The sequence below is a fragment of the Pedobacter jeongneungensis genome, from assembly GCF_039538295.1.
GTDB classification, from domain to species: Bacteria; Bacteroidota; Bacteroidia; order Sphingobacteriales; family Sphingobacteriaceae; genus Pedobacter; species Pedobacter jeongneungensis.
Window position 1 is genome coordinate 198,037 of the sequence record NZ_BAABBY010000003.1, and the last position, 12,077, is coordinate 210,113.

At 39.8% G+C, this 12,077-nt stretch carries 10 protein-coding genes; 3 read left to right on the forward strand and 7 right to left on the reverse strand.

All coding sequences use genetic code 11. The features are described from left to right. Positions 1-145: 145 nt before the first annotated feature. Entirely contained in the window at positions 146-766 is a 621-nt protein-coding gene (locus ABD769_RS06855; RefSeq protein ID WP_344850540.1) for a peptidase M16 family protein, read from the reverse strand. Between the two features lie 249 nt (positions 767-1,015). Here ABD769_RS06855 and ABD769_RS06860 point away from each other — a divergent pair, with 249 nt between their 5' ends. Both ABD769_RS06860 and ABD769_RS06865 read left to right on the forward strand, forming a co-directional pair. After that, the gene (locus ABD769_RS06860) at positions 1,016-1,711 is read left to right on the forward strand and encodes a LytR/AlgR family response regulator transcription factor (RefSeq protein WP_344850542.1); all 696 of its coding nucleotides are present in this window, start codon (positions 1,016-1,018) and stop codon (positions 1,709-1,711) included. 6 nt (positions 1,712-1,717) lie between these two features. Next, positions 1,718-2,092 carry an Hpt domain-containing protein gene (locus tag ABD769_RS06865; protein ID WP_344850544.1) on the forward strand — a complete coding sequence of 125 codons (375 nt, stop codon included), beginning with the start codon at positions 1,718-1,720 and terminating at the stop codon, positions 2,090-2,092. 44 nt (positions 2,093-2,136) lie between these two features. On the opposite strand, the gene ABD769_RS06870 is transcribed toward ABD769_RS06865, so the two are convergent. Beyond that, positions 2,137-2,973: an alpha/beta fold hydrolase gene (locus tag ABD769_RS06870; RefSeq protein ID WP_344850546.1), complete on the reverse strand. Its 837-nt coding sequence runs from the start codon at positions 2,971-2,973 to the stop codon at positions 2,137-2,139. A 368-nt stretch (positions 2,974-3,341) separates the two neighbouring features. Between ABD769_RS06870 and ABD769_RS06875 the strand changes: the two genes are divergently transcribed. Next, positions 3,342-5,420 (forward strand): CehA/McbA family metallohydrolase domain-containing protein, encoded by a 2,079-nt coding sequence (locus ABD769_RS06875; protein WP_344850548.1) that lies wholly within the window; start codon positions 3,342-3,344, stop codon positions 5,418-5,420. Positions 5,421-6,336: 916 nt separating this feature from the next. Here ABD769_RS06875 and ABD769_RS06880 read toward each other — a convergent pair. From ABD769_RS06880 to ABD769_RS06900, 5 genes are all read right to left on the reverse strand, one after another. Beyond that, entirely contained in the window at positions 6,337-6,846 is a 510-nt protein-coding gene (locus ABD769_RS06880) for a hypothetical protein (RefSeq protein ID WP_344850549.1), read from the reverse strand. Next, positions 6,839-8,107, reverse strand: coding sequence for a hypothetical protein (locus ABD769_RS06885; protein ID WP_344850550.1), 1,269 nt, complete (start codon positions 8,105-8,107; stop codon positions 6,839-6,841). The genes ABD769_RS06880 and ABD769_RS06885 overlap by 8 nt, the downstream gene beginning before the upstream one ends. Further along, complete coding sequence (locus tag ABD769_RS06890; protein ID WP_344850552.1) at positions 8,104-9,393, reverse strand: condensation domain-containing protein; 1,290 nt, start codon at positions 9,391-9,393, stop codon at positions 8,104-8,106. The genes ABD769_RS06885 and ABD769_RS06890 overlap by 4 nt, the downstream gene beginning before the upstream one ends. 253 nt (positions 9,394-9,646) lie before the next feature. After that, positions 9,647-10,861: a glycosyltransferase gene (locus ABD769_RS06895; protein ID WP_344850554.1), complete on the reverse strand. Its 1,215-nt coding sequence runs from the start codon at positions 10,859-10,861 to the stop codon at positions 9,647-9,649. Positions 10,862-10,871: 10 nt separating this feature from the next. Beyond that, a complete protein-coding gene (locus tag ABD769_RS06900) occupies positions 10,872-12,071 on the reverse strand; it encodes a glycosyltransferase (RefSeq protein WP_344850556.1) in 1,200 nt (399 codons plus the stop codon). Positions 12,072-12,077: the final 6 nt, after the last annotated feature.

The window sequence follows — 12,077 nt, forward strand, 5'->3', positions numbered from 1 at the left end:
CTGTATTACCAAAAAAATAATTAGTTAGCTAATATATTGAATGATAACTTAAAAAATCGGGTATAAATATGTTTTTCTGTAACATTTTAAGCATAAAAAAGCCCCTTGAAATTAATCAAGGGGCCTATATTTGTTTGGTTTATTATTATTTAGCTACTGTTGAAGCAATTTCATGTGTTTTGCTCCAGTTGCCGAAAGCTTTTTTAGCTGATGATTTAGCTGTGCTTAATTCTACATCACCTGCAATGGTTAAAAACGTTTTTTCAGGAGAAATCTGGCTGTAAAAGCTTTTTACGTCAGCAAGGGTTAAAGCGTTGATAGAAGCTTCATTTACAGATTGATCGTAATCATAATCGTGTGCTTTAAGGCTGGTGATCAATTTAGCTTTTGCTGTATTGAAAGTTGTCTGATCGATTGTTGCATTTTGGATTAAAGCAGCCATTTCAGTTAAATCTTTGTCAAGATCGGCACTAGCGGTAGCCAGTTTGCCGCTGTTATCATTAAAACTGATGTTCGTGTTTTTGTTCACGTTTTCGTTTAATACTGCATTTAATAACTCCACTACGCCATCTTTTTTATTGTCGAATGCTTTGGCATCTAATGTAAAACTCGAGTAAGCTTTTGGCGATCTGTCATTTTCAGAAATGATGATGTTCATGCCATTTTTGAGTTTGTAGCTTACCGGCTCTTTAAAGGTTTGTGCTTTAGCAGTATAAACCGAAATAATTGAGAGGGTTGAAAGTGCAATTGTTTTAATGGTGTTCATTTTATTTTTTTTAAATAATAGGGTTAACTTTTGTTGGATGATGTTGAACAAATCTAGGGCTGATTAGCTTCCGGGCCAATATTATGGCGTTAGAAAGGCAGGAATCATAGACGAACGGGCGTATATACGTGACGAAAGCAGGAACGGATTTCTGCAAATATAGATTTTATTCATTTTGTTCATTATTTATTCATCAGAAATATTCCTGCTGGTTATGCTTAGTTTTATTTGTGACGTTAATCTGATACTATGAACTGCTTAATCGTTGATGACCATGTAATTGCAAGAAATACGATCAGCCATTTTTTAAAGATTGACCCGTCTTTGAAATTAATTGCCGAGTGCGAAAATGCGGAAGATGCCTATCAAAATCTTGCCATCCATAAAATAGACCTTTTGTTACTGGATATAGAGATGCCGGGAATATCTGGGATAGAACTGGTTAAAGGACTGGGAGAAAAAAGACCGTTAATTGTATTTATCAGCTCGAAAAAGGATTATGCTGCAACAGCATTCGACCTTAATGTTGTCGATTTTATTTCCAAACCAATTACACCCGACCGGTTTTTAATGGCGGTTAAAAAGGCAAAGGAAATTTATCACCTGAGCAACCTGTTTGTAGGCAATAATCCTGATGATTTTGTTTTTATCAGGGATTCTGGAGTGATCAGGCGGATTAAGCTGGATGATATTAATTACCTGGAGGCGCAGGGCGATTATGTGAAAATTTATATGGCCGAAAAAACCTATTCTATCCATTCCTCTTTAAAATCAATCGAAGATAAACTGCCTGTTAAAAATTTTGTCCGGGTTCACCGTTCGTTTATTATCAATATTGGTAAAATAGATACCATAGAAGGCAATACTTTAATTATACATAAGCAGTTTGTTCCGGTATCGGATGCCTATAAATCTGTTTTAAATAAACGGATGCACATTTTATAACGGTTTATGAAATTAAGTGAAAAAAAGCATACTCAAACTAAAGCCTGCCAAACCATCAATTTAAGCTATTTGAAAGAGATTAGCAGGGGTGATGCTGGTTTTGAGCGCGAAATGGCCGAAAAGTTTATCTCGATTATAGCTGATGAGTTAATTCATTTAACCAATAGCCTTGAAAAGAAAAATTATGAAGCATTAAAGCGTACAGTGCATAAAATGAAATCAACAGTTTATTTAATGGGTTTAAAACCAAAATTAAATGCTGCGCTTGAAGCTGTTGAATATGATAACCTCACTCACAATCAGTTTAAACAGCATGTAAATCAGATTGTATCGGTATGTGAAATGGCCAAAGAAGAAGTCAGGATGTTTTTGATTGATTGATGATCACATTAACCCTTCTCTGGCTTTATTATTTTTAGCCTGGATTATGAGGCAAAAAGGTGACCGGATGTAGGGATCGGTTTTGAATCGCCAATAAATTCTTTTATCTCTTTGATGGTTTCTTCCGGTGCGCTAATGTGCGGAAAATGACCGGTAGCTTTCATAACTACTAAAAAGTTTTCGGGTGTATTTTTGTAGATGAATTCGCCTGCTGATAAAGGGGCTATGATATCGTTTGAGCTTTGTAGCGTAAGACTTGGCACTTCGAGATTTTTTAACTTATCCCTGTAATCGGCTTTAAAAGTAGCCATTGCAAAAGCCAGCGCCACGCTTGGATCGGTAGCTTCGAAACACTCCTGTAAAAAATCGGAGAGTTCTGGTTTCGATGGGGTATCCATTACCACGGGAGCCAGTTGTTTGCTCCAGCCCACATAATCTTCAGCTATATGTTCAAAAATGGTTTCAAGGTCTCCCACATTAAAGCCGCCAATATAATCATGATCATTTAAATACCGCGGCGATGGTCCGATAAATACTAATTTTTTAAATGCTTCAGGAATCTGCAGAGCCGCAATCATGCCAATCATGCTGCTTACCGAGTGGCCGATAAAGATTACGTTACTTAACTCCAGGGCCTCAATAATATCAATCACATCGCAGGCATAACCTTCTAAGGTAGCATACTTGTGTTTATCATACTGGCTGAGGTCTGAGTCGCCTGAACCTACATAATCAAACAGGATCACTTTATAGTCATCCATAAAAGCATCGATGATGAATTTCCAGGCACTTTGTGCACAGCCAAAGCCATGCGCAAACATGATTACCTGACTACCTTCGCCAAGTATTTTTACATTATTTCTGATGAGTATAGGATGCAAGATGTTTGATTTTTAAATTCTGATTCAAGTTAAACATTGTAACTGTTTTTTTATAAAAAAAATAAAAATGAACAAAAGTAACGGGCATTTTTGTGAACAGGTTTTTTTAGTCCTAAGTCTGGAGTCTATAGTCCTCAGTCGGGCCGATCTATGTGTTAACCACAAGGAGAAAATAATCAATAATCATTCACTATTGCTTAATGAATAATCGCCGGGCGAATGGCGCTGAGCGGATTAGAACTATTGACCAATTAAGTAAATCTCCTCAGTTAACCGATTAACCAATTTATGCAGTTAACCAATTTATTAATCTTAACAACTTAACAATATTAATCCTTATCTTGCTTTAGTAAAACGTTTAACCAAATATGAAGAATTCCATTGCATTACTGCTTATTATCTGTTTTTCAGCTTTTTATGCTAAAGGTCAGGTGAATTTAAAATCATTTAAAAATAATGGGGCTACCGTCTCTTCCAATAAAAAAGAACTGGTGCTAAACTGGCCCGTGGGTGATGGTGCTTTTGGTAAAATGATTTTAAACCTCGATCAGGCGAAGCCTTTATTCAGCAGTTTGCAACTGGGGAAAAAAGGTGCTTTAAAAGAAATTGCTGCCAACCTCGATCCTGCATTTGTTTTACGGGTAGGCAAACGTACTTTAAGTCCCGAAAGTGGCGGTTGGGATGTATTTTTCGATCGGGTACCTACGAGGCCGTACACTACGAATGCATTAAAATTTGAAAAGGGAGCGGCCAGCGTTTCGAGCAATGGCTCGCAAACGGTGATAAAGATAAACGGCATTGAAAGCGAAAACTTTAGGGGTGCTTTAGAGATAACGCTTTATAATGGCAGCCCTTTATTTAACATAGCGGCTGTGGTATCTACCCAAAAAGATTCTACAGCAATTTTATACGATGCCGGATTGGTGAATAAAAAAGAGATATGGAACAATGTTGTTTGGAGTGATGTAAAAGGAAATCTGCAGACGGAAAAAGGTGTTAAAACCGACGCCGCTAAAAACCTCGAAGTAAAATACCGTACCGTAATCGGCGAAAATGCTGGTGGAAGTTTAGCGGTGTTTCCGGCACCGCATCAATATTTTTATCCGTTAGACGAAGCCTTTAACCTCAAATTTACCTGGAAAGGCAGCAATTATTTAAACCTGATCCCTGATTATGGTATCGGCATCCGCCAGGATCCTTTGGGCGATAAACGTTATGTGCCCTGGTTTAATGCGCCGCCAAATACCCAGCAAAGACTCAATTTTTTCTGTTTATTGAGTACGGGCAAAGCAAATGCCGTTTTAACAGAAGTTAAAAAGTTTACCCATAACGATTCTTATGTTGCATTGCCCGGTTATAAAACGATGGCCAGTCATTTTCATAATGAATTTATTTCTGATGTGGTGTTAAGCGGAAAAGCCGTTCCGGAAAAGCCCGAATTTGTTGAAGTGCTTAAAAAAACGGGCTTAAATATTGTGAAGCTTGCCGAGTTTCATGGTCCGGGGCACCCGAAAGGACCAGATTCGGTTCGTTTAAAGGAATTAGATGCCTTGTTTAAACAAACCAAAAGGTTATCTGACCCAAATTTTTTATTACTACCGGGAGAAGAAGCCAATAATTTTTATGGCGGGCACTGGCTGGCCTTTTTTCCTAAACCGGTTTATTGGGTGATGTCGCGGAAGGGCGATCTTCCTTTCGAAAGCAACGATCCGAAGTATGGAAAAGTGTACCGCATAAATGATAAAGCCGAAATGCTTAAATTACTGGAGCAGGAGCATGGTTTGGCCTGGACGGCACATGCGCGTACCAAAGCCTCAACAGGTTACCCCGATAAATATAAGGAAGAGGATTTTTTTAAATCGGAAACCTTTATGGGGGCTGCGTGGAAAGCTATTCCGGCAGATCTTTCATTGCCTACCTTAAGTAAAAGGGTGCTGAACCTGATGGATGATATGGCGAACTGGGGTTTGAAAAAACATGTGATTTCGGAAGCAGATATTTTTACGATTACAGAGCAGAATGAAATGTATGCACACTTAAACGTAAACTATTTACAGTTAGATAAGGTGCCAGATTATGCTGATGGCTGGCAACCTGTACTGGATGTAATAAGGAAAGGAAAGTTTTTTGTATCTACCGGAGAAGTATTGATTCCTGCGTTCAGTATTAATGGAAAAGGTGCGGGAGAAACATTGAAAATTGATCAGAGTGGCAAAGCAACAGTAAATATGCAGTTAAACTGGACGTTTCCTTTAAGTTTTGCAGAAATTGTGTCAGGTGATGGAGCGAAGGTTTACCGCAAACGCATTAATTTAAATACAACGCAGGCTTTTGGTAAAAAGGATTTCAGCTGGCCGGTTGATTTGAAAGGACGTAAATGGGTGAGGGTAGAAGCCTGGGATATTGCCAGTAATGGTGCTTTTACGCAGATGGTGTGGTTAGAGTAACAGTTTTTTAGGTATTTTAACCACAGATGAAAAGGATGCACACAGATAAGAAAATGTTGAAATATTTATTTATACAAGGTAAGGAATTTAAGGACACAAGCGCTTAAATGTTCTGATATGTCTTATATGGTAAAACAGAATGCAGTTAAAAATATCATTGATTAACTAATTGCTGCTGTCATTCTCAACGCAGCGAAGAATCTCTGACCAACGAAGGACAGGTTGTGACCTTCCCGCTAAGTAAAGTTCGTATGTTAATTAAACAGTAGTGCTGGTAGGAAACATATTCTTCACTGCGCTCAGAATGACAAAAGTAGTCTATTACATCATCCTTGTTTGATAGGAAGATGGATGAGAAAGTCGATTTTATCGCCATTAATGTATTACTTTGTGTATTACAAATGCACACCTCATTCATCAATGTTACAAATGAAGACTATTTTATGTAATGGTTGTTTTTAATTGCTGCTGTCATTCTGAGCGCAGCGAAGAATCCCTGACCAACGAAGGACAGGTTGTGACCTTCCCGCTAAGTAAAGTTCGTATGTTCATTAAACAGTAGTGCTGATAGGAAACAGATTCTTCACTGCGCTCAGAATGACAAAAGTAGTCTATTTACATCATCCTTGTTTGATAGGAAGATGGATGAGAAAGTCGATTTTATCGCCATTAATGTATTACTTTGTGTATTACAAATGCACACCTCATTAATCAATGTTACAAATGAAGACTATTTTATGTAATGGTTGTTTTTAATTGCTGCTGTCATTCTGAGCGCAGCGAAGAATCCCTGACCGACGAAGGAAAGGTTGTGACCTTCCCGCTAAGTAAAGTTCGTATGTTCATTACAGAGTAGTGCTGATAGGAAACAGATTCTTCGCTGCGCTCAGAATGACAAAAATTATTTAAAATAATACTAAGTTGTCTCAATCTTAAACTTCCTGATGGCCAGGTAGAAAAAAGTAATAGAATATAAGCCGGCCAATAAACCTGCGCAAATAGCGGATAGAGTAACCCCGAAATCGTGATTGGGCGGAAAAGAGAAATGCAGGGTAAGCATCAAGGTAAATACAATCAAAATGCTATACAAACCATTCAGTCCTGCTTTTTTCAAAATAAAGGGATAGCCTGAAATTTTTACATTTTCTTTGTAATAGATGGCACCTGTGTGTTGCAGTTCCTTTATTTTCTTTAAAATATCAAGCGTAATCATAAAAGGAAGTAATAAAGACATGGGCAGTAAAAACCTGGCCAGATTTTGCTCGCCGCTAAATAAATGTACCGAGTTCTGCGCTTTAAAAGCAAAATAAGGTATTATGGTGTTCAATACCATATTCGGGATGAGGTGGATAAGCAGGTTTTTTCGCACAAATTTCTTCCAGTTGGATGCTTTGGCCTCCTCGTCGTATTCTACAGAATCAGACATTTGCAAACTCATTTAAATTTTCCTTAATCAGTTCCATCGCCCGGTCTTTAATCTTCCAGGCCTCAAATTCCCTTAAAAATGACTCGTTGGACATGAAAGAGAAATCCAATTGTCCGTTAAAGGTACTGCAGACCAAAGTATTGGCATTTTTCCACGGAAAAGCAACCGTTGGACTGTAAATGGTTTCGATAGAAAAATTTTGGTAATCCTTTGGTATGTTTAAAAGCCCCATGTTACTTAAAGTTACATCATGAGTGCCTTTGGTGGTTTTTAAAAAACCGATCATTTTATTTACGGATGAATGGAAATATTCGCTCATGCTTAACAGGTCGTACACTTTCATTTCAGCTATTTTTGCATCGAGATCGCTTTTTAATAACTGTGCTTTTGCCCAAAAACCATTTTCTATCGGGTCGAGTTTAAGTTCTGCAATAGGCGCAAAAGCAAACATGGTATCCTGTTTTATGGCTGCTACAAAACGCCTGATATCAACCGGACAGATGACTTTGCCATGCGCTTTGGTACCTTGAACTTCTTTAAAAGCTTCCATAAAAGCCACACAGATGGCGGCGTGTACCGTAGTGTTTTTTTCTTTGCATTTCTGCAATAGTTTTTTGGTATTTTCGGCACTGAATTTCCAGTGAACGGTGTAATTACTCCGGTCTACATGGGTATTGGAAGTAGCCTTGAAAAAGAAAAATAAACGGCCAAGCGCTGCAAAAACCTTTCCTTTAAAATGACCAAGTTTAGTGATGGAAAAATCTTCGGGTAAAAGATCTTTTACGGTATGAAATGAGGGATAGGGGATAAGATCCTGTTCGGGATTATCGGTCAATGTCATTAGTTCGCGCAGCAGATTTAAAATGGTGGTTCCATCGCAGATACAATGCGGAAGCACGAGCAGAAGATCAGATACTGTTTCGCCTTTTAACCAAACCAGCCTCGCCAATGGCTGGTTTTGGGCGTCAAAAAGTTTGTACCATTCGGTTTTGGATTGGGTGAGCCAATCATTTTCGGTTAAACGTTCTGTAATCCTAACTGGTATTTTACCAATGTTCTCGTTCAGTACAAAGTAAGGCTCTTTGCCTGTAGCATCAATGTTCATCTGCAGCAGCGGATGTTTTTGCTGGATTTTATGCAATGCACGGTGCAGGTTTTCTTCGCTGATGGTTCCGGATATTTTAGCCGTAAAAACACAGTTTAAAGGTGTTTTCGCATCCACATGCATAATCCGTTCTCCTAAAATTAATCTTCTTTTCATGCGGTTGCGCTTAAAATTTCGAGGGGTTGAACTACCTCGGTTTTGAGAATTTGGATTACTTTGTCTTTAATTGCTTCTGCTTCGTTAAAAGGAAGATAACCTTCGCTGGCCACAAAAGTAAAGTCCATCAGGTTGCGGTAGGTAGATGCAATCATGGTGGTGGTATTGCCCAAAGGCCCCATTACGGAAGGACTGAATATACTTTCTACTTCAAAGTTTTGATATTGATGTTGGATATCGATTTTACCAAGGTTAGAAAACATACAGTCGTTGCTCGATTTGCCATATTTTAAGAAATTGGTGAAATTTTTAAGCGCAGGGTGGCAGGATTCCATCATCATCATCAGGCTATACGGGTTAAGTTTGGCCGATTTATCGTTCACCTCTTTTTGTAAAGCTTTCACATTTTCCAAAAAGTCTTTTTCAGGCGACAGGGAAAGCACGATCATTAAACCAAAGGCAAAAATGTGGTCTTTTTTAATGATCGGATTAAAGTTTCTGATATCAACGGGAAGAGATATTTTGTTGAATGCTTTTTCTTTCCTTACCGCTTTAAATGCGGTTAAAACAGCAGCACTTAACAATGTGTTTACGGTAAACTGATTGGTTTTGCAGAAAGTGATAATTTCTTTGGTAAATTCCTGATCAAATCTCCAGCGGAGCATAAAATCCTTTTTACGCTCAACGGCTACTTTTTTTATGGGGATCATCCACAGGGCGAGCGTGGCAATTTTACCGATCAAACCGTTTTTGGTGCGGTTGCGGTAACTGTTCAACACTTTTGCCGGAATCACATCTTTCACGCCCATAATCGGGATTTCCCTGCCAATATCGGTATCCGGATCATCTAAAAGCTGAAGCAGTTCGGTTAAAATTGAAAGGGTAGCAGTGCCATCGCAAAGGCAATGGTGATACACCATTAAAATTTCGGAAACATTTTCCCCTTTTACCCAGGTAATGCGGCAAAGCGGCGCGGTTGTGGCATCAAAAAGGGTTTTCCACTCGTAAGTAGATTCCTGCTCCCAATGCTCATCATTTAATCTGTCCACAATCCGAACAGGAATCCTAAAATTTTCGGTAAGATTGGTTACAAACCAGGGTTTTTTATCTTCATCAAATCTTATCGCCGCCGTTAACCATGGATGTTTTTTCTGGATTTTGAAGAGGGCAAACCTTAAGTTGTCTTCCTTTATTTCTCCTCTGATTTTAAAGGGCATTACGATGTTAAACGGGCTTTTGCCGTCTCCGTATAACATCCTTTCGCCAAATAGCAGTTTTCTTTTCATTTAGGTTAGTGTTGTATTCATAAAAAGTCGTCATTTCGAGCGGAGTGCAACGCAGTCGAGAAATCTGTCTCGAGGTAGATCTCTCCGTTCCGCTGCGCTTCAGTCGAGATGACGATCGCGGGGAGCGATTATCTCCAGAAGCAATCTTACAGCAATCGCTATAACCTATAGTAGTAAGATTGCTTCCTCGGCTGAAAAAGCCTCCTCGCAATGACGGCCGTTCTTTGTAATTTACCTCCAGAGTTGTCAACTTCTAGGCAAGCGGGCCATCAAAGTTGACAACTCTATTAACTTCTGCAAAATCCTCCAGTAACTGCACCGCTTTATCATTGCCACCGGCTGCGATAAATGTTTCTCTTATTTTTTCTGCGGCCTGGCGGTATTTCGGATTTTCCAAAAGCTCAAAAACGGTATTTCTTAAATCGCTGATGCGTAAACGTTTGTAACGGATGCTTACGCCACAGCCTGCGCCCTCAATTAATTTAGCCGTATGAAAATGATCGTAAGCGATAGGTGTAATCAACATCGGTAAACCATTGGTGAAGGTATCATTTACGGTATTAAAACCTCCGTGGCAAATTACCGCATCCATGTGTGGCATTAATTCTGATTGTGGAACAAAACCGTTTACAATGAAGTTATCAGGCCATTTTTCAAAAATATCGGGATTGGTTGCGGCTACAATGGTTACGGGCTGGTTTTCGAAAGCTGTAATCAGTCTCTGAAAGAATTCTTTACGGATATCAACCAATAAAGTACCTAGTGAAACAAATACTTTTGGCGTAGTGGCCTGGCTTAAACGTTCCCAATCGAATGGTGCTAAATTTGGCCTGCCTTTTACAGGACCAACAAAATGCATGTGCGGTGGTTTTTCTTCAAAACCGGCAAAAGCCTGCGAGGTAAAAACCATATTCAGCTCGTGGGAGTGAATGTGGATATCATCACTGTAAATGCCTACTTCCCTTTGTAAACCTTTAATCAGGTTTTGCTGCCATTCGAATATTTTAGGTGCACTGTTGGCGGTATCGCCCATTACATCAGGTGGCACAGGGGTAGTGGTAACCGATGGAATACCTTTTAAATGTGCGCTTAATGCACCTGCAAAGGTAATGCAGTCGTTAATGATCACGTCGGGTTTCCATGCATCAACAAAGTTGTTCAGGCCTTTCATCATCATTTTGGCAAAAGGTACATAGGTTTCTTCGAGGGCCAGTTTCATCACCTCGGGACCAGAACAGGCAGGGCCATCATCCTGACGTTTTAAAATGCGTTGTATTTCATCAGCATACTCCGCCAGATCTTCTTCAGGGTAAATAAATTCGCCACCCTCTGGTAGGTGCACCTGAGCAAGCGGCGTGATACCCAGCCATTTTACCTCATGGCCACGGGCCAGTAAACTTGCACCAATGCTTAATGTTGGGCTTATATGACCGAAAAAAGGCGGGACTACGAAAAGGAATTTTGACATAATGTATAATTTAACTGATGAATACGTTTGAGGTTTTATTGCTTAAAGCTTCCAGTAAATCGGCGGCACTTTCTGTTCCACCAGCCTGGATAAAAGATTGTTTGATCTGCGCTGCAGCTATTTTATAACTATCGTTCTGCAGTACTTTATTTACGGCTTCTTTAAGGTGACTGGCTTTAAAACGGTTAAAGTTTAAACGTTCTCCGGCACCAACCCTGAAAACACGTCCGGCTACATGGCTTTGGTCGTAAGCAATCGGGATGACAACCATGGGCAGTGCATTCATTAAAGTTTCGCAAACGGTATTGTGTCCGCCATGGCAAACCACAGCATCAAGGTGCGGTAAAAGTTCCAGTTGCGGTACCTGGCGCTGCACGGTAAAATTAGCAGGCCATTCTTCAAATAAAGTCGGATCGGAAACCACCACCACGCGCAGGTCTTCGTTTGCAAAAGCCTCGATTACCTTGGCAAAAAAAGCTTTTTTATGTTCGTGATCGAAGGTGGTACCAATGCTCACCAATATTTTGAGCTGGCTGGTATGAAATGCTTCCCAACGAAAAGGAATAGAGGTTTTGCGACGGTTAAAAACAGGACCTACAAATTTAAAGTGTGCTGGTAAATCCATCTCCCCGAAAAAATCGCGGGAGGTAAATACCAAAGTAGCAAGATCTGAACAGGCAATGGAACTGCTCGCGGTAATGCCGAATTCTTTTTGTAGTTCCACAATCTGGTTCACTTCCCACTCGTGCACTTTTGGGAGCTCGTCCATTACTTTTATGGCTGCAGGGGCAGTAACCGAAGTGACATAAGGATAGTTTTTATTGGTTGCGGCAATGGCACCGGCAAACATCTGGTGATCGGTAATTACCACATCAGGTTTAAACTGATCGAGCAGACCGGCAATGCCTTCGTAACTGTGTCTGTTTAGCGGGATCAGTACTTCTTCATAGAGAAACTTGATGCTATCGATGCCATAAACGATTTTTTTAGTGATGATATCGAGGTACTTTTCTGAATCTTTTTTCTGCTGATCGTTCTGGTCGTAACTGATTACGAGCAATTCGCCACCTTCGGGCAGTTTATCACCCAGCGATTGATCTAAAGTAATCCATGCTACACGGTGGCCTCTATCCAATAAAGCTGCACCCATACTCAAAGTTGGGTTAATATGGCCGGTTAGGGGAGGAACTACAAATACGAATTTTGCCATCTGTGT

Coding starts and splice junctions, on each gene's coding strand:
- ABD769_RS06855 (WP_344850540.1), bottom strand. CDS start 766: ATGAACACCATTAAAACAATTGCACTTTCAACCCTCTCAATTATTTCG.
- ABD769_RS06860 (WP_344850542.1), top strand. CDS start 1,016: ATGAACTGCTTAATCGTTGATGACCATGTAATTGCAAGAAATACGATC.
- ABD769_RS06865 (WP_344850544.1), top strand. CDS start 1,718: ATGAAATTAAGTGAAAAAAAGCATACTCAAACTAAAGCCTGCCAAACC.
- ABD769_RS06875 (WP_344850548.1), top strand. CDS start 3,342: ATGAAGAATTCCATTGCATTACTGCTTATTATCTGTTTTTCAGCTTTT.
- ABD769_RS06880 (WP_344850549.1), bottom strand. CDS start 6,846: ATGTCTGATTCTGTAGAATACGACGAGGAGGCCAAAGCATCCAACTGG.
- ABD769_RS06885 (WP_344850550.1), bottom strand. CDS start 8,107: ATGAAAAGAAGATTAATTTTAGGAGAACGGATTATGCATGTGGATGCG.
- ABD769_RS06890 (WP_344850552.1), bottom strand. CDS start 9,393: ATGAAAAGAAAACTGCTATTTGGCGAAAGGATGTTATACGGAGACGGC.
- ABD769_RS06895 (WP_344850554.1), bottom strand. CDS start 10,861: ATGTCAAAATTCCTTTTCGTAGTCCCGCCTTTTTTCGGTCATATAAGC.
- ABD769_RS06900 (WP_344850556.1), bottom strand. CDS start 12,071: ATGGCAAAATTCGTATTTGTAGTTCCTCCCCTAACCGGCCATATTAAC.